The organism is Phycisphaerales bacterium, assembly GCA_016716475.1.
Classification (GTDB): domain Bacteria; phylum Planctomycetota; class Phycisphaerae; order UBA1845; family Fen-1342; genus JADJWG01.
In genome coordinates this window covers 352385-371266 of sequence record JADJWG010000004.1, presented here as the reverse complement: position 1 = coordinate 371266, position 18882 = coordinate 352385, and the positions used below count along the sequence as shown (strand labels likewise).

The window sequence follows — 18882 nt, the reverse complement described above, 5'->3', positions numbered from 1 at the left end:
GAGCTTGTTCGATTCCTAACTCACCAACTCCATCACACCCCGGCCCGGCGTCTGCCCACGGGCACTGCGAACAGGGGCGGATGCACCAGTGACTTACATCATTCCCATGCCGCCCATGCCGCCCATGCCACCCATCCCGCCCATGCCGCCCATGCCGCCCATGTCGTCGTCATCCATACCGCCATGGTCGTGACCGTGGCCATGACCACCCTTGCCCTTCTTCTTCGGGGCTTCGGCGATCAGGCAGACACTGGAAAGCAAGATCCGGGCAACACTGCTGCCGTTTTCGAGCGACGAACGCACGACCTTCACAGGGTCAATCACGCCCGCCTTCATAAGATCCTGGTACTCGCCGGTAAGGGCATTGAAGCCGAAGTTGGCGTTGCTGTTCGTTTCAACCTTCTTCTGTACGACTGCCGCTTCGTAACCGGCATTCCGCGCGATCTGGCGAATCGGGGCCGTCATTACGTCGCGGATGATCCGCACGCCGACCTTCTCGTCGTCACCCTTGACGCGCACGTTGTCCAGTGCGGTCCGCACCCGCAGCAGCGCTACGCCGCCACCGGGCACGACACCCTCCTCGATGGCCGCGCGGGTCGCGTGCAGGGCGTCTTCGACGCGGGCCTTCTTCTCCTTCAGCTCCGCCTCGGACGCGGCGCCGACGTTGATCTGCGCCACACCGCCGGCGAGCTTGGCCAGCCGCTCCTGGAGCTTCTCACGGTCATAGTCGCTGGTGGTCTGCTCGATCTCGCGACGAATCTGGGCGATGCGGCCCTGGATCGCGCCGCTCTGGCCGGCCCCCTCGATGACCGTCGTATTGTCATTGTCGATGCGGATCTTCTTCGCCTGTCCAAGGTCGGCGATCTCGACATGATCCAACTCGATCCCCAGATCCTTGAAGATCGGCTTGGCGCCCGTCAGAATCGCAATGTCCTCGAGCATCGCCTTGCGGCGGTCGCCGTAGCCCGGCGCCTTCACCGCGGCAATCTGGAGAATCCCGCGCAGCTTGTTCACCACGAGCGTCGCGAGCGCCTCGCCCTCGACATCCTCGGCGATGATCAGCAGCGGCTTCTTGGCTTTCGCCACCTTCTCCAGCAAGGGGACCAGCTTGGTCACGCTACTGATCTTGTCTTCGTAAACCAGTACAAACGCCTTGTCGAGATGAACCTCCATCTCGTCCGGGTGCGTGATGAAGTGCGGACTCAGGTAGCCGCGGTCGAACTGCATACCCTCGACCACGTCCACGGTCGTTTCGAGACTCTTACCTTCCTCGACCGTAATCACCCCGTCCTTCCCCACCTTCGAGAAGCAATCGGCCAGGATCTCGCCGATCGTACGGTCGTTATTCGCCGAGATCGACGCGATATTGATCACGTCTGCGTTGTCCTTCGAGTCGAGCTTCACCGGCCGGGCCAGCTTCTTCAACTCCTCCACCACGGCCCGCACGGCCTTCTCAATGCCGCGATTGATCCCGTTCGAGTCGTAGCCGGCGGTCACCGCCCGCAATCCCTCCCGGTAAATCGCCTCCGCCAGTACGGTGGCCGCCGTCGTGCCATCCCCGGCTACATCGCTCGTTTTGCTGGCCGCCTCTTTCACGAGCTGGGCGCCCATGTTCTCAAACTTGTTGTGCAGCTCGATCTCTTCGGCCACCGTGACGCCATCCTTCGTCACCGTCGGGCCACCCCACCCCTTGTCGAGCACGGCATTGCGGCCACGGGGGCCATACGTGCTCTTGACCGCCGAGGCGAGCTTCTCCACACCAGCCAGAATGGCCTTGTGTGCCTCCTGCTCGAACGCGAGTGTCTTGACCGCCATGCGGACGTCTCCTTCTTCCTGCGAGCGCCTTGCCAAGGTGGCAGGGGGTATTGCTTCTCCGAACCTTCGAGGCGCGGGAGGACCGCGACCCCACCATGAATCAATATGCAATCGCGGTGCCAGAGCATCGCCGCTGACCAAGGAATTGTAACCAATTGCTATTCAAGTGGTTTACGAACTCCACTGGGCCTTTCGGTACCGAGCCGCCCCCGGTTCGGCTGTCGTGCTGGCAGTGTCAACTTGGCAGCCGCCTACCCCGCCCGGGACCGGGCCCGAACTCGAACCGACACCAACCCCCGTGAATTCCGCCCGCTCGCCGCTTCCCGGGGTGGCGGAACAGCTCCCCCGTTTGACTTCAGCGCCTCAGTGCCCACCAGACGACGGACAGGCCGCCACGCCGCGCTTCTCAAGGTATTGCTGGTGGTAGTCCTCGGCCGGGTAAAAGTTCGCCGTCGGTACCAACTCGGTCACGATCGGGCGGCTGAACCGGCCGGACCCGGCCAGCCGCTCCTTGGCCTCCATTGCTGCCGCCTGCTGGGCGGGCGAATGATAGAACACAGCCGAACGGTACTGGGAACCGATGTCGGGCCCCTGCCGATTGCGCTGGGTTGGATCGTGCAGCGTGAAGAAGAGGTCCACCAATTCGGCGTAAGTTACCTTTCCGGGATCGAATACGATCTCCACGGCCTCGGCGTGGCCGGTGGTATCACTGCAAACCTGCTTGTACGTTGGGTTCTCGACGTGGCCGCCGATATACCCCACCCGTGTGGCAAGAACGCCCGGAACCTGTCGGAAGCGGTGCTCAACCCCCCAGAAGCACCCCGCTGCAAATGTCGCCGTTTCCGTCTGCATGTCAGATTCCCTGGATGGTTCGGTCGCTGAGCGGGTCGTCGTGGCAGCGCCGGCGACGCGACCAGCGCCTGTGGTCACGGTACTGTTGTCCGATGGCTGGCCCGGCTCACGCGGGGTACACCCGGACAGCAGGCATGCTCCAGCCAGCAGACAACCCACTCGGGCCGCACGGATGATTCTCACGACAGCGGTCCTCCGACGCGGGCCAGTCGCGGCGTGGGCCCGTCCGTCGCCTCCGGCTCACCTTGGCCGCGAAGGGGGCCCGTCGATTGTAGCGTCAGGCACACAACCCTCCGGTGGCCGCGGAAATTCCCGGCGATTGCTATACTGCGGCCCACCATGGGGACATTCGGCTGGCTGACCGAATTCACGTTCCTGACGCACTGGGCGCTGGTGCTGATCCTGACGGTCCGCATTGTCGCGAAGCGTCACCCCGTTAGCGTCTCGCTGGCGTGGTTCCTGATCCTCTTCTTCGTTCCCTACATCGGTGCCATCGCCTATCTCGTCATCGGCGAACACCGCCTGGGCGCCCGCCGCGCGGCCCGGGCCCAGGCACTCGCCGAACGGTCTTCCGAGCGGATCCGGCACCTCGACGATGCCGCCCCGCTCGATCCGGCCACGCTCGGCCCCACCCAGGCCGCTTTACAGAACCAGGGGCGCATCGCCGTCGGGTTCCCGGCTGTGGGGGGGAACGCGCTGGAATTGATCGGCGATTGCGAGAAGACGCTGCACAGCATCATCGCCGACATCGATGCCGCCCGGCACACCTGTCACATCGTGATGTACATCTGGAGCGAGGGCGGTCTGGCCGATGACGTGGCTGAAGCGCTGCTGCGCGCCGCGACCCGGGGAGTGGCCTGCCGCCTTCTGCTCGACGACGTTGGCAGCAACGCATTTCTGAACAGCGCCCGAGCCGACCGACTGCGCGCCGGCGGGGTGCAGATCGTCGCCGCACTACCCGTAGGCGTCATCCGCGCACTCTTCGTCCGGGTCGACCTGCGGGTGCACCGCAAGATCATCGTGATCGACGGCCGTGTCGCCTACACCGGCAGCATGAACATCGCCGACGCTCGTTTTTTCAAGGTGCATGCGGGTGTCGGACCCTGGGTCGACGCCATGGTCCGCATCGAGGGGCCCGCGGTCATGGCGCTCGGACTGGCTTTCCTGCTCGACTGGGAACTGGAAACCGGCGAGAGCGTTGAGACCCTGGTCGCACAGGGTGTCATGCCGACGTGCACACCCTGCGGTTCTTCCATCGTGCAGGTCGTCCCCTCAGGCCCCGGACCCGCGCCGGACGCAATCCATGAAATGCTCATGACTACCCTCTACGCCGCACGCCGTGAGCTGGTCATGACCACCCCCTATTTCGTACCCGACGAGTCCACCCTCACCGCGATGGCCTCCGCCGCCCACCGTGGTGTCGAAGTCACGATCGTCGTTCCCGCGCGCATCGACAGCCGACTTGCGCAATACGCCGGCTGTTCACACTACGACACACTGCTCTCCGCAGGCGTGCGGATCTGCCAGTATCGCAGCGGCCTGTTGCACGCGAAGACCATCTCGGTCGACGGCGAGATCGGCCTGATCGGCTCCATGAACCTGGATATGCGCAGTCTCTGGCTCGACTTTGAGGTCACGCTCTTCGTCTACGACCATGACTTCACGACCCGGTTGCGGCTGCTGCAGGCCCAGTACATCGCGGAAGGCGATCCGCTGGACCTCGCGGCCTGGCGCCGCCGCCTGCTCCGTCAGAAATGCGCCGAAAACGTCGCCCGCCTCGCCAGCCCGCTCCTCTGACCCCCCCGGGGCTACGCCTCCTCCTCTTCGCCCCGGATGAACGCGATCAACGCATCACGGTTCGCCGGCCACACCTCCTCGTGCGTAGCCGCGCGCGGCAGTTCGAGCGTCACCGTGGGAATCCCGCGATCGACGCCCGCCCACGTCCCGAAGCTCCCGGGAGTCGGATAGCCGATGCTCGCTGCCGGCGGATAGCCATTCAGGCGACTCATGCGCCGCGCCAGACCCACCGCCGGTCCGTCGTAGTTATTGCACTCACGACCACCCACGATCGAGTGCAGGGAGACGATGCGCTGCGGCTCCAGGCGCGCGACCGCCGCAAGAACGGCCTGCGTCTCCGGCTCCGAGCCCGGGGTGCCGCCGGCGCGTTCCCCGCGACCCACCCGCCAGTTGCGGGCCGGAAAGTTGCGGTTGAGATCGACGCCTCGAGCATTCCACCGCGAACGCCGCGCCAGACCGTCGGGATTCGCTTCGGCCAGGATGCCCACCGTCGCGACTTCCCACAGGTCAGGCCTATGCCGGAGGTGTTCCGCCAGCGCTACCGCAACGGTCGCGCTCGTCGGTTCGTTGCCATGAATACCACCCAAAATCAAGATCCGCGCGGGGCCATCCCCGATGATCTCCAGTACGATCGGCGTGCCCGCGTGCGAACGGCCGACCTCAACAACCGAGTTGGGCGGGGCCACCACCGTCGGCGGGCGGGTTGGCGCCACGGGTGGAGGGCGACGCTCAGCCGGCTGGGGCGTCACGCAGCCCGGCAGGACAACCAGCCATGACAAAAGCACGAGTGGTGCGTGGCACCGGACCTTCAAGCGAACCTGCAACGAATACGAGCACATGCCCGCCTTGGTAGCCCCCCAGCGTCCGACTGGCAACCCCCCCGCCATCCCTCCGCCTCACCGCACCGGTCAGTTCCAGTCGTGCGTCCGCCGCGCGGCCGCAGCGCTGTGCGTGTCCAATACCGGCTGGAATTCCCCCTGGACGGCACTCAGGGCAACGCGTGCCTGCTCGATGCGCTCGCGCCAGGACTCGTGATGGTCCGCGAGCACCTGCGCCAACAGGGTGGTGTACTCGGGGTCGAACTGCCGCCCGGCTTCGGCCTGGATGACCCGCAGCGCGGCGCGCATGCTGCGGCTCGGCCGGTGGGCCCGCGCGCTGGTGAGGGCATCGAAAGTCTCGGCCACAGCGAGCAGCCGTGACCCGATCGGGATCGCACGACCGGCCAGCCCGTTCGGATAACCACTGCCATCGAATCGCTCACGGAGATGGCGCACAATCACCGTCTCCGTCTCGAAGACCCGCAGCGGCTCGATGATGCGGCACGTGAGTTGCGGGACCTGGCGGATGATCGTGGTCTGGGCCTCGGTCAGCGGCGCCACACTCTGGAGAATCTGGTCGGGGACCCCGATCTTGCCGAGATCGTGCAGCATCGCGGCGTTCGCGATCGCCTCCTGCATGTTCTTCGAAAGCCCGGCCGCCACGGCCATGTCCTGAGCGTACGCCATCGTGTTGCGTGAGTGCCACGCCGTGAACGGGTCACGGGCCTCAAGCGCCTGCACCAGGGCCCAGATGCTCTGCAAGCACAACTCCTTCGCCTGCATGCTCAGACTGTGAATCTGCTTGCGAAGCCGATCGACTTCATTGCAGTCCACCACCTCCGCGGCGGGTGTTTCCTTCAACTCATCACACCGTACGACCCGGTTGCGCCCGCCATGCTTGCCGACGTACAGCGCGCTATCCGCGAGGTTGATCAGGTCCGTGACCGTCTGTGCCTGTGGGTCCGTCGTGGCGGCCACGCCAATGGAGGCCGTGAGCCGGAGCTGCTCGCACCCCCGTACGCGCACCTGGTCCGGCAGCGTCACGCGGATGCGTTCAGCCAGTTGGCTCGCGTCCTCGAGCGACGTCGCGGGGCAGACCACCGCGAATTCCTCCCCACCGTAGCGTGCGACGATGTCGGTCTCGCGCACCATCTGCCGCAGGTGCCGAGCCGTGGCTTCGATGACACGATTCCCCACCTCGTGACCGAAGCTGTCATTCACCGACTTGAACAAGTCGAGATCCAGCATCAGCAACGAGGCCGCCCCGCCATACCGGCGCGTACGCGAGAATTCGCGGTCCAGCAATTCACGAAACTGGGCGTGGTTCCAGAGTCCTGTCAAGGCATCCGTCAGTGCGGCCCGCCGGAGTCGCTCCTGCAGGTGGCTGATGCGCAGTCCGTTCCGCAGCCGCGCCAGCAACTCGCTCGGATCGTACGGCTTGAGCAGGTAGTCATCGGCCCCCGCGTTGAGCGCCTCGTGCTTCGCATCGACAATCTCGCACATGGTCAGCACGATGATGTAGGTGCCGTCAAGTGCCGGGTCCGACCGGACCTCCCGGCACAGCCCGGTGCCGCTCATCCCCGGCAGCAGCAGGTCACAGAGCACGACCCGCGGGTGATGCTGGCGAATCTGCCGCAACCCGGACTCGGCGTCTTCCGCCTCGACGACGCTGAACTGCTGTTCGATCAGCCGCCGAAACAGCAGCGCGCGCTGCGCTGTGTCGTCTTCGATGATGCAGACATCAGCAGGATTCGCGCGCATGCCGGTTCCCTTCTATGCGGCCCTTCGCACCACCTGCACCGTTACGGAGACCCGGTCCGCTGGTGTCGGATACAGGTTCATGGCACCTAGCTCCATTCCGGCGCGCCCTGGGGCTGCGCGCGGTCTCACCCTGTCGTGCTGCGCTGGGCGTACACGGAAGCCCGGCAACCCGGCTGTGTCCGGCGAGTACGGACTTGCAGCAACGCACACGACCTGGGTCGCCTGCGCTCAGGAAAAGCATGTCAATGATTTGACGTGCCGGGCAACTCGTGCGGGGAAAACAGGGCGAGGGGTGCATCCCGGCTACCGGCCTTATAATGCCGTGGCGCTCTCGGCGATCGGTGTGGCGTCCCCCGGTCGCAGTTGCTGCGCTCGTCGGTCCTCATTCAAAGTCCGAAAACGCCCCGCATGAATACCGCTCTCACAAACCGCACACCGATCACCCTCGCGACACTGCGGGCCCGCAAGGCCGCAGGCGAGAAGTTCGCCATGCTCACCGCGTACGACTATCCCACAGCGGTACTGGCGGAGCGGGCGGGCGTGGATAGTTTGCTCGTCGGGGACTCGCTGGCCACCGTCCTGCTCGGTGAACCCAACACGCGGGCTGCTCCGCTCGCGTTGATGGTGCCGCTGGCGGCGGCCGTGCGTCGTGGCGCCCCCCACGTCTTCCTCGTCGGGGATTTGCCTTATGAGACTCTCGCGGGCTCCATGGAGGTAACCTGTGACGCCGCTCGCGACTTCGTGGCGGTGGGCTGCGACGCCGTGAAGCTCGAGGCCGGACCCGACGACACGAATCGCGTCGCGGCACTCGCCACGGCCGGTATTGCAACCATTGCGCACCTGGGCCTCAGGCCCCAGCAGGTGCTGACACCTGATGGATACCGCGCGCAGGCGCGCGATGCCCCCGGCATCGCCGCACTCGTCGCCGCAGCACAGCGTATGGTTACAGCAGGAGCCACCATGATTCTGTTGGAAGCGGTGCCGGACGAAGCGGCGGCCGCTGTCGTCGCCGGCGTACCGGTGCCCGTGATCGGCTGCGGTGCCGGTGCGGCCTGCGACGGGCACGTGGTCGTCACCCAGGACCTGCTCGGGCTGAGTCTCGCTCGCCCACCCCGCTTCGTACCGGTGCTCGCACAGCTCGCCGACACGATCGAGCAGGCCCTGCGACAATATGTAGGTGACATCGCCGCCGGGCGTTACCCCGGACCGCAACACATGTACTCGCTGAGACGCGACGGCGCGCGGGGCACCCAGTGAGCATGTTGCCAGCTCCCCCGGAACGCTGCCTCGCCTGCGACCTGCCCCCGGTCGGCCGCTATACCCTGCGCAACGGTGCGCTGCTGCTGCAATGCCCCGCGTGCGGGCTGGCGTGGTGGCAATGGCCGTCTTTTGATCCGGTCGCCTTTTACGATGAGGACTACTTCCAATGCGCCACTGCGGAGCGCGGCTACAACGACTACGCCGCCCTTGAGGTCGGGGTACGGCGCACGGCGCGGGTGCGCCTGCGGCGCATCATGCGGCTCACCACCGGCCGGCGGCTCTTCGAGTTCGGCGCCGGCACGGGCGTGTTCCTCGATGAAGCCCGTCGGCATGGTTGGAACGTGGCCGGAGCCGAGATCAGCACTTACGCCGCCGGAAAGGCGCGCGCCCGCGATCTGGAAGTCGCAAACGCTTCCGCCGAGGACCTGCGGCTCGAACCTGCCGCCTATGACTGTGTTTGCCTGTGGGACGTGGTCGAACACCTACCCACGCCGCACCACACGCTTGCCATCGCGGCACGAGCGTTGCGGCCGGGAGGCGTGCTCGCGCTCTCCACAGGTGACATTACTTCCCTGTGCGCACGCTGGAGCGGAGCGAACTGGCACCTGTTCAACCTGCCCGAACATCTCTTTTTCTTCTCGCCACGCGCCTTGACGCACCTGCTCACCGGGGCTGGTTGCCGCACGGTGCACATCACTCGCGAGGTGAACTGGGTGCCGGTGCGTTACGTGGTTGAGCGGCTCCGCAAGCGTGGCGGTCCGTTCAACAGTCTGCTGCGATTCGCGGTCCAACCCTTGCTCTGGTTCGGGGAGCAGCACGTGGTGCCGGCCACACTGTTCGACGTGCTGGGGGTCTATGCCGTGCGCGAGGACCGCGACACCGGATCCGGCTAGTCCCGGCCGCACCCGAGTTCGCGGCGCTGTACCGGTTTCAATCCCGCGGCACTCCGCCCCGTTCACGCGCAGCTTCGCGCTGTGGCCCGTAGGTCTTCTCGATGTAATCCACCGACACCTTGCGGAGCAGCACAGGACCGGTTTCCGCCCGCACCAGCAGACCACGATCGTCCGTGTACAGTCGCGTCGGCAGATCGACGAAACCCTCGCGGACCTCGAACACCCACACCGGTTCGCTGTAGCCGTCGATGCGGGTCTCTCCCTTCGGCGTGATGACGTGCACGAGCAGCGCGCGAACTTCCCGGTTAAACACGGCGACGGCGTGCTGCTCCTCGGAATACCCAAGTAGCAGCCCGGGCAACAGCCGGGCCCAGGCCTGGTCGAGGTACACCGGTCCCACGGAGCGCGGCTTCGGTGTCGGCGTCGAAAGCGGATCGCCTTCCTCACCAATGCGCGTCCAAAAACTCGCCAGCAACACATCCGCCTCCCGGGTGACCTGCTGGACCCGCAGCAGCGCCCGCGGATCGGCGGCCCCGGGGGGCGGGACCTGGCGTTGCCAGTCCTCGACGTGCTCGCTCCGACGATCGAAGGAAGAGAATAGATCGAGCCGCGTATGCCAAGCCGTACCATCGGCACCGAAACGCCAGGAACGCTCGCGGACGCGGAGACCCTCCCGGGCAGCACGGGCTCGCGGATTACGCTCCCCAAAGGAAAACTCTTCCCGCAGGTACTGCCGGCTCAGGTAACCCACCGGCTTACCCTGCTCACTGATCTCGTAGTAGTGTATCTGTCCGTCGAGCTGGATGCCGGATCCCTGGTCCCGGATACGCTCAAGCAGCGCCCGCCCACGGTCGTACGCCGGTGTGAGTCGCTCGATCTGTTGCGGGTCGTACAGCACCCTGAGCGAATCGGTGATCTGTTCAAACTCGTGATAGAGCACCTGCGATTCAGCATCGTCCGCCACGGTTCCCGAGTAGACCAGCACCCAGATCGTGGTCGGGTCGAAGGGCACGCAGAGGTAGTGCGTCCGCACCAGCGAGGCCCCGAGCTGCGTGGTGTACGTAAGTACGATCGCTTCGCGTGGGGGTACCCGCCGGGTCACCCATTCACCACTCTGCGTACGCAGACTCGTGGCGATCGCATTGCCGAATGAGACCGCCCAGTCGGAGAACTCTTTCAGCGCGAAATTCCGGAACACGTTGATCTGCAGCGCGCGGTGGCCGTCCGGCGAACGCCCCTGGAGAATCCCGACCGTATCCTTGAAATCGCGGAAGTAGTCCCGGCCACGGTACGTCCGCCCCTCCGTGAAACGCGTGTGATCGTACACCCAGCCGGCAGGGATCTGCAGCTCAAACCCGAAGGCCGGATCAATGTAGGGGGTGAGCGGTGCGGCACCGGCCGCGGGCTGCGAAGCCGGCGGGAGCGCCGGCGGCACAGCGCCGCTCTGAGCGTGTATCTTCCCGGTACCCGCGAGGAGCACCCCGGCCCAGGCCAACCCGCAATGCCAACTCCGCCTGTTCATTGTCAATTCCTCAGCACCCCGTGGCAGCCAGCGTGCAGTTTCGATACCCTGCCGAGTCTGTCAATCTCGGAGATGCAATTTGCCACAGCTCGATCTGAGTTTCGTGCTGGAACTCAGCAGCGCGGCCTTCTGGTTCTGGGCCCTGTTGCTCATCGCCGCCGTCTGGCTCCGCCGCCATTTGCACGTCAACGCGGCGGAAAACGACCCGGCGCTCTGCCCGGCCGATGCCGATCGCAACACCGGCCCCCTGCCGAAACTGACAGTTCTGGTTGCCGGCAAAGATGAAGAGGAAAATATCGGCACCTGCCTCGCCGGCCTGCTCGCCCAGGATTATCCCGACTTCAACATCATCGCGATCAACGATCGTAGCGGCGATCGGACCGCGGCAATCCTTGACGAGTGTGCCGCCCACAATCCGCGGCTTCGTGTCATGCACGTGCGCGAACTGCCAGCCGGCTGGGGTGGCAAGAACCACGCCATGCATACAGGCGTACAGCATGCCGAAGGCGAGTATCTCTGCCTGACGGACGCCGACTGCCGCTTTCCCGATCGTCGCCTGCTCCGTGCGGCGATGCGCGTCGCCCAGCAGAAACAGGTGGACCTGCTCTCCGTCCTGCCCCAACTCGAAGCGAAATCCTTCTGGGAATGGATCGTGCAACCGCCTGCGGGCGCCATCATGGTCTACTGGTTCCCCCCCAAGGCCGTAAACGACCCCGCCAGCCGCACCGCGTACGCCAATGGCGCCTTCATGCTGATCAAACGCGCTGCCTATGCCCGTATCGGCGGCCACGCCGATCACAAGCTGGCTCTCAACGAAGACATGCACTTTGCCCGGCGTATCAAGGCCGAAGGCCTGCGACTCTACGTCCTGCGTGGTGGCGGCATGTACACGGTGCGGATGTACACGGGTCTGCGACAGATCTGGAACGGGTGGACGCGAATCTTCTACGCCTGCTTCGGCACCTGGCTGCGGCTCATCGTGAGCGTGCTGTTTCTCTCCATCTTCAGCTTGCTGCCGTGGATTTCACTGCTCGCCGCACCTTTCCTGCCCGAAATCGGCCTTGAAATCGGGCTCGCCGCGGGAGCTGCGGCCGTCGCCCAGCAAACCGTTCTCTGGCGCTTCTACAAGCTCTGTGCGTTGCCGTCGCCGATGGCACTGACATACCCGCTCGGCGCCGCTCTCTGCCTGGCGATCACCTTCAACGCCATGCGGCGTCTCACCGGAACCCGCACGACCTGGCGCGGCACCACTTACCAGGGCGGCGTGTAGCCCGCCCGGAGTCGGCGGCGGATGACGGAACGAGCATTCCCAGGCACAGCTCATCCTTGTCCTGCCTGAAGATCTCGCGCGCTTATCCTGGTGCAATCCACTCGTTTCCACCCGTGCATCTCGAACGTATATCATTACCATTTATGGACTTACGTTAATTCAAACCCCTATGCACACCGGCTTCCTGCTGCGGATTTTGGCGCATTCTGTGTCGGGTCCCTTTGCCATCGAAGCAAAACACAAGGTATAGTTGTAGAAGTGGTCTGGTATCCCACCATGTTGATGCGGCGGAGCCGCCAACAGAAAAATGGGAGCAGCGCTTGCCTTGTGTCCGTTGTTAGGGTATTATTCGTACGACCATACCGCTAACAGAGGTACGAGAGCGGCGCGGCACGAACGCGAAGGAGTGCGTTGTGGCCACCAGTTTTCGCTCGCAAGGAAGAATGCTCTGTGTGCTCGGGCCGGGCGGCGACTTCCGCGAGGAGGTTCGCACCGCGGGAGTTGGCCTGCTCAATGTGGAGGTCAGCCCCCTCACCCCCGAGGCGTATCGCGATCTGAGTGCCTGTCTGCTGGGTGCCTTGCAGGATCTTCCCCGCGCGGAGGAAGGTGCTCGTATCGCGCAGGCGCACGACCGTCGCATCTGGGCATCCGCCGATCGACCTCTGCCACCTGTGCTGTTTGGCTCGCTGAGCGCCTATCTGGCGGAGGAATACGATGCCACGGAAACCGGATCTCCCATTACCATCCCTGACCCCGAAACAGCTGCGCGTCCTCACCTTCATTCGAGACTACTCGAATGCCCGCGGGTACGCCCCCACCATGCAGGAGTTGGCGGACGAGTTCGGCGTCAGCAAAGTCACGGTCTTCGAGTACCTCGCCGCGCTTCAGCGGAAGGGCTACGTCAAGCGCTCCCGGCACAGGGCACGCTCTTTGCGACTTAACGCGGCGATCCAGTTTCCGGACGAGCGCCCGACCCTGTTGCCGCTTGCTGGAACGATCGCGGCCGGACGCCCCATCGAAGCCATAGAAGAACGCGAGTTTCTCGATCTCGAAGGGCTTTTCGTCTCCGCACACGAGACCTTCGTGCTGCGCGTCCGGGGCGACAGCATGATTGACGACCAGATCGCCGATGGCGATTTCGTCGTCGTAGAAAAACGCGACACCGCCCAGGATGGTGAGACGATCGTGGCCCTCCTCGAAGATGGTGAAGCCACGTTAAAGCGCTTCTTTCGCGACAAGAACGGCATTCGCCTTCAGCCGGCCAACCCGAAATATAAGCCCCTCATCACACAGGACGTTCGCATCCAAGGGGTTGTGGTCGGCGTGATTCGCAAGCTTTGACGCACACACAGCGCCGGGCGTGCACTGACAAGCCGTGATCGCCGGCGCTGATTTCGCCACGGTTCCTTTGTGGCTTTGATCCATGGACCACGGGCCGGAACTTCGCCCGCGCGAAATTGCATGCGCACCTGGAACACAGCACTTAGAGTGAATCCATTCTTCCGTTCCCCGGTACGCTTCGGCGGTTCCCCAATTCCGCTTACCGACATACGTTCGGCCGCTGCGGATCGACGACGTCCAGCAGGTCCGCCGCGTCAAACCGCGCCAGCAGCGCCTCCGCACCCTGTTCGATTTTGTACGCCAACTCCTCCGCGTAGATCGGCATCACGGCAAAGATCTGGACGATCTTTCCCGGCCGGGCCTCCACACGCCACAAGTCCGACGGAACGCTGACCGACGGCACGACCAGTGCAGCGCACAGCTTGGTGTCTGCGGCGAAGGGCTCAGTCTCATGACCGAACTGCAACGAGTGCCCGTACCCGATCCATGTCTCGCACCAATGCGCAAATCGCGCCGCGTTCTTCAGTAGCCGAATCGGCCAGTAATGCCGTTCGTCCCGCCAGGCCTCCTCATCACACGGCCAATCGGGCGGAAGTGAAATCATCAATTCGGCGTAGGGCGAGACCTCCTCCTCCGGCGGGACTTTCATGGGCAGATCGCTCATTCCGGTCGTCACAAAAGTGATGCACGGACGGGCATCCGTCGGGGGAATGCGATGCACGTCGAGGTGAATCAACTCGGACTGCACCTCATGGAGCACAATATCGGGCGTACCCAGGTATTGCGCGATGTGCGCTTCGATTGCCGTGAGTGCCTCTTCATCACGCGGAGCGTGGTCAAGTTCCATGCACAGGCACTCCCAGGCGCGGACCCCAATTGCGGAAATCAGGCCAAGTGAACCGCTTTATCCTTGACGAAAACAGCCCGCATTCTATCCTCGGTTTGGTCGATAGCAATTGCAGGTGATCCCCGGGACCGTGCGTACACCTTCCCGGCGGTTGGCACCCGGCAGCCCCCGTCGCCCAGTGCAGCGGGCGGACGCACGACCAAACGGAGGTTCCCTTGCTGTTTCACCCCCGCTTTGCCACGACCGTGCTCTTGTTTACGTTCGGTCTCACACCTCCCGCTCTGACTGCCACCCTCACGCTGCAAAACGGCCGCGAGGTAACACCTTACCCCGCCCCCTGGGGCAATGACCGCTACGGCTATTACGGAACGCTCGACACCTTGATCTCGCCCGATGCTCCCGACGCCAACTTCGGCCGCGCGCTTGAGATCGGGCTCGTCGGTGGCTCGCAGCAGCGCGTGCTGATCCAGTTCCGCGAGCTCAACCGTGCCATCGGCCCCAACAAGCAAGTCACCACCGCCACGTTGCGCCTGCATACCGTTCCGGGCGCGTGGAATCCGTCCACCGCCGAGGTGCGTGTCTTCCGCGTCCTGCATCCCTGGCGCCAGGGCGGCGCCAACGGCGCGCCGCAGTACTGGACTGCAACGTGGAACGCCCGCATGGCGAGCGACGATCCGGACCGCGCTCTGAGCTGGATCGTCCCGGGCGCCGCCGGGGTCGGTACGGACCGCGCCGCCACGGCGACCGCCGTAACCACCACCACTGCGAACTACAACGCAGCGCAGGGCACCTGGCTGATCACTGGTCTTGGCCCCGATGTGCAGGATTTCTACACGGATGTGAACGCCAATTTCGGCTGGATCATCGAGTTCGTTGAACCCGCCAACGCCACGGGTGAAAACCGCTTCTACGCGAGCGAGCATCCGATCCGCGCGTTGCGCCCGGAACTCATCATTACCTACTTCGACGCACCACCGGCCGCCCGTGACCTCGACCTCGATGTCGGCTATATCGAGCATACCCCGGAATATCTGCGTTACAACCCGGCCTACGAGTCCAAACAGTTCCACAACGAAGGCGTGGGGCTGATGAAGAACCCTGGCTTCGCGAACGTGCAGAAGTGGCCCGCGAACGGCGCGACGGTGACCTTCACCGCCCACGTCTTCAACAAGGGACTGTCACAAGCCAGCGGTCCGTTCGGCTATCGCTGGCTGATCGACGGCCAGGTTGTGGCCACGGGCACCGAACCTGTCGGTCTGGTGCCCGGCGCGCGTACCACCTACGCGCTGAACTGGATCTGGGACTGCGACGACTTCCATGGTGATCTGCACCGGCTCTCGGCGGATAATCGCGACCGCACGGTGACATTCGAGGTCGACTACGAGCAGGTTCTGGTAGAACAGAGTCGGCACAACAACGCACTGACCGACTACATGAAAGCGCCCGGCCTGGGATTCTACGTGGAGCAGTCGATGTACGACATGTTCCACGCCACGCAGAACCAGATGGGCAGCTACTCGTTCGAGGCCTGGCTGCAGTGGAAGATCCGCGTCTGGAACGAGTCGTATTTCGAGATGTCGCGCTTCCCGGACTTCGGTGAGGATGGCGCTCTCGAGCGCGTGCGCATCCAGCGGATCGAGGTGTGGCCGGATGGGACACTCGATCCCGGCGGCAACCACATCCCGATGGCAACCGGCACGAATTATCTTCTCGACGGGGAGTGGGGCTTCCGCCCGGATCAGGGCTACGTCAACAAGTGGTCGAAGATGATCGAGTGGGCGCTCCTGCACGAGTGCATGCACCAGCTCGGCAAGATCGACCTCTACACGATGAATATGGATGCCGGCACACCGAGCAACCCGCTGAAAGTTCAGGTGAAAGACGGCCGCCCGCACTATCTCACGCGCGGCTACTTCCCACCCTGGGGCGGCCTGATGGGCGGTGGCGACACCCGCTATGCCTCCAATTACGAAGGCACCGGCCTGCTCGCGGGCTGGGACGTCGGCGCCATCAGCGCCAACGTCGGCTACCGCCGTGGCTTCTATGGCGAGCAGATTTATGACCTGCCGGAAACAGTCAAGTTACGCGCGCTCGACGCGGGTGGCGCCCCGATTCCATTCGCAAGCTTCAAGATCTGGCAAAGCCGCTCGGGCTTGACTCCAGACGAGTCGCTCTACTCCTGGCAGCCGATCTTCGCGGGCCAGGCGGATGCCGACGGCGTTGTCACTCTGCCCAATGTCGGCACACTCGACGACGGCTTTACGACGCTCACCGGACATACGCTGCGACCCAACCCCTGGGGGCGCGTCCACGTCGTCGGCCTGAACGGCAGTTTCCTCGTGCGCGTCGACGGCTACGGCCAGCAGGACTACACCTTCGTGCGTGTAATCGAAGCGAATGTGCGCTACTGGGCCGGAGAGACGGACGAAACGACGCTGGACCTCCCGGTTCAGATTGCTCCGACCACCAATCTTGGACTCCAGAATCTCGCACTCGGCCGGCCGGCGAGCTCTAATGTCGGCGGCACACCCTCGTTCGCAACGGACGGCAACCTCAATACCCGTTGGGACCCGGGGAATACCGGCATCGGCGCCTATTTACAGGTCGATCTCGGCGCCGTCCACGATATCGCGAAGATCGTGCTGGTTCACAACGGCTTCGGTGGTGATTTCTTCCAGCGCTTCCGCGTCGAGCTCTCACACACCGGCACCTTCAACGGCGAACAGTCGCTCTTTGCCCGCGAGGATGTGAGCTGGGGCATCGCCATCGGCACGCGCCGCGACATCGACCCCGTCAACGAACAACTCACCCAGGTCGCGTACGCCGGCGTGCCCACACCCGGCCGCTACCTGCGCATCACCTGCGAGGCAGCCCACTGGACCAAGCTCTCGGAGCTCCAGGTCTATCCTGCGCTTCCCGGCGAGGACATCACGCCCCCGGCAACCATCACCGACCTCTCCGTGCAGGATGTCGGTGCCACGGCGGCTGTCTTGACTTGGACCACCCCCGGCGATGACGGCATGCTCGGCACCGCAAGCGGCTTTGATCCGCGCTACGCCACCGCCCCCATCACTTCAGCGAACTTCGCGCAGGCCACGGCGGTCCCGAACCCACCCACACCGGTCACGGTCGGTGCACCGGTGACGTACTTCCTGTCGGACCTCACGCCGCACACGACCTACTGGTTCGCGGTCCGCGCGGTTGACGATGTCGGCAACTGGTCTGAATTGTCGAACGTGGTCCTGTTTACGACCACTTCGCTCGAGCCCGACGTCGCCTTGACCACCCGTGTAACACCGCACAACAGCTCCTGGGCATCGAGTCTGGCCTCCGACGGCCAGACCCTCTACTTCCTGCGGCGCGATTCGCTCAGCTTCTACGGCTCACCCGACGGCGGCCAGAGCTGGAGCCCGTTGCCGGGTCCGCAGTCCGCACTGGGCGGCAGCCACGGCGACTGGGCCAGTGGGGTGCTTGCGCATCACACTGGTAGCGGCGAAGCCGGTTCGCTCTACCTCAGCCACCGCGACAGTGGCGGTACCCAGCGTCTGGCCCGCTACGACCTCGCCTCGGACTCCTGGCTGTGGACCGATCGGTGGGTCGTGTTCTCACACGGCCTGGCGATCACGGGCAACCACCTGTTTGGCATCGCGCGGGCGTGGGGCTGGAACACGGGGGGCGCGGTGCAGCGGCACAACCTCGCCGACCCGTTCCAGGTTTTCTCCGAACGCTCCAACATGGCCAACATCCAGGGCGAAGCACACGACTGGTTCAGCCGCGCCACGCAACTCGCCGCTCGTGACGGCTGGGTCTACGCAATCAAGAACGACTGGACCTCCCCGCAAGGCACTGGCGACCGCGTCTTTGGCTTCGCTACAGCCGAGTTCAACCCGTCCATCCTCACCGGCACGCTGCCAGCCGACCTTACGAACTGGGGTGCGTGGCAAGGCCGCAGCACCCCGGCCGTCGACTTCGGACAGCTCCCCTTCGAGATCGGCTACGGCGCCGCGCTGGTTGCCCTGCCGCCACACTGGTCGGCGGATGTCGGCTCTCAGGGCGGGCTGTTCATCCTGGCCGGCTCGTCCCCCGCGAACAACGAGGGCTGGGGCAACCCCAGCGCCCTGGCGGCCGTCTTCGATCTTGCGACTCGCAGCTTCAAGCTGGTCGCACTGCCCGGCACCAGTGGCACCGGTGGGTCGGCCGTTTTCCACGACGGCGCGGTGTACGTCAAGCGCGGTGAGAGCAATGGCAACTACAACAACGACCTGTGGATCCTGGCACCGTCGCAATCCTTCTGCCCGGGCGACATGAACTGCGACACGCTGGTGAATTTCGCGGACATCTCGCTGTTCATTGCGGCCATCAAAGCGGGCTCACCCGCAAACTGGACCTACGATCCGGCCGGCGGCGTCTGTGCCTATGAGAACGGTGATCTGAACGGTGACGGCCTGGTGAACTTCGCGGACATCAGCGGGTTCATCGCGGCGATCAAGGCCGCCCCGCCCCCCTGCGCGACCCGACCATAACACTTGGTCAGGTAGTGCGCGGAGCAGTACCACGCGCTCCGCGCACGAACTCTGCGGGTTGTCGACGGTGCCGCCGGGGCAACGCCTCCCAATGCCCCGCGCCTGATCGCAGCTTTGCGGCCGGCACGGCATTGCAGAGCTTCCAGCAACTCGGTATGGTCAGGTTTGGCAGGCGCGCGTCGC

The 18882-nt window shown here is 64.7% G+C and carries 12 protein-coding genes; 6 read left to right on the top strand and 6 right to left on the bottom strand.

The features are described 5' to 3' along the window. Nucleotides 1-93: 93 nt before the first annotated feature. Together groL and msrA are read right to left on the bottom strand one after the other, a co-directional pair. A complete protein-coding gene (gene groL, locus IPM18_15590) occupies nt 94-1815 on the bottom strand; it encodes a chaperonin GroEL (GenBank protein MBK9121003.1) in 1722 nt (573 codons plus the stop codon). A gap of 363 nt (nt 1816-2178) precedes the next feature. After that, a complete protein-coding gene (gene msrA / locus IPM18_15585) occupies nt 2179-2667 on the bottom strand; it encodes a peptide-methionine (S)-S-oxide reductase MsrA (protein ID MBK9121002.1) in 489 nt (162 codons plus the stop codon). Nucleotides 2668-3006: 339 nt separating this feature from the next. Here msrA and cls point away from each other — a divergent pair, with 339 nt between their 5' ends. After that, a complete protein-coding gene (gene cls, locus IPM18_15580) occupies nt 3007-4464 on the top strand; it encodes a cardiolipin synthase (protein ID MBK9121001.1) in 1458 nt (485 codons plus the stop codon). Nucleotides 4465-4475: 11 nt separating this feature from the next. Here the strand turns inward: cls and IPM18_15575 are convergent, their stop codons facing one another. After that, the gene (locus IPM18_15575) at nt 4476-5276 is read right to left on the bottom strand and encodes a DUF2817 domain-containing protein (protein MBK9121000.1); all 801 of its coding nucleotides are present in this window, start codon (nt 5274-5276) and stop codon (nt 4476-4478) included. Nucleotides 5277-5372: 96 nt separating this feature from the next. Further along, a complete protein-coding gene (locus IPM18_15570) occupies nt 5373-7043 on the bottom strand; it encodes a diguanylate cyclase (GenBank protein ID MBK9120999.1) in 1671 nt (556 codons plus the stop codon). A 408-nt stretch (nt 7044-7451) separates the two neighbouring features. On the opposite strand from IPM18_15570, the gene panB reads away from it, so the two are divergent. After that, the gene (gene panB / locus IPM18_15565; GenBank protein ID MBK9120998.1) at nt 7452-8300 is read left to right on the top strand and encodes a 3-methyl-2-oxobutanoate hydroxymethyltransferase; all 849 of its coding nucleotides are present in this window, start codon (nt 7452-7454) and stop codon (nt 8298-8300) included. A 2-nt stretch (nt 8301-8302) separates the two neighbouring features. Beyond that, nucleotides 8303-9196, top strand: coding sequence for a class I SAM-dependent methyltransferase (locus IPM18_15560; GenBank protein ID MBK9120997.1), 894 nt, complete (start codon nt 8303-8305; stop codon nt 9194-9196). Between the two features lie 37 nt (nt 9197-9233). On the opposite strand, the gene IPM18_15555 is transcribed toward IPM18_15560, so the two are convergent. Next, nucleotides 9234-10718 (bottom strand): hypothetical protein, encoded by a 1485-nt coding sequence (locus IPM18_15555; protein MBK9120996.1) that lies wholly within the window; start codon nt 10716-10718, stop codon nt 9234-9236. A gap of 79 nt (nt 10719-10797) precedes the next feature. Here IPM18_15555 and IPM18_15550 point away from each other — a divergent pair, with 79 nt between their 5' ends. Further along, the gene (locus tag IPM18_15550) at nt 10798-11988 is read left to right on the top strand and encodes a glycosyltransferase (GenBank protein ID MBK9120995.1); all 1191 of its coding nucleotides are present in this window, start codon (nt 10798-10800) and stop codon (nt 11986-11988) included. Between the two features lie 714 nt (nt 11989-12702). Further along, entirely contained in the window at nt 12703-13329 is a 627-nt protein-coding gene (gene lexA / locus IPM18_15545) for a transcriptional repressor LexA (GenBank protein ID MBK9120994.1), read from the top strand. A gap of 199 nt (nt 13330-13528) precedes the next feature. Here lexA and IPM18_15540 read toward each other — a convergent pair whose 3' ends face one another. After that, nucleotides 13529-14176: a suppressor of fused domain protein gene (locus IPM18_15540; protein ID MBK9120993.1), complete on the bottom strand. Its 648-nt coding sequence runs from the start codon at nt 14174-14176 to the stop codon at nt 13529-13531. Between the two features lie 215 nt (nt 14177-14391). Here IPM18_15540 and IPM18_15535 point away from each other — a divergent pair, with 215 nt between their 5' ends. Next, nucleotides 14392-18699 carry a discoidin domain-containing protein gene (locus IPM18_15535; GenBank protein MBK9120992.1) on the top strand — a complete coding sequence of 1436 codons (4308 nt, stop codon included), beginning with the start codon at nt 14392-14394 and terminating at the stop codon, nt 18697-18699. Nucleotides 18700-18882: the final 183 nt, after the last annotated feature.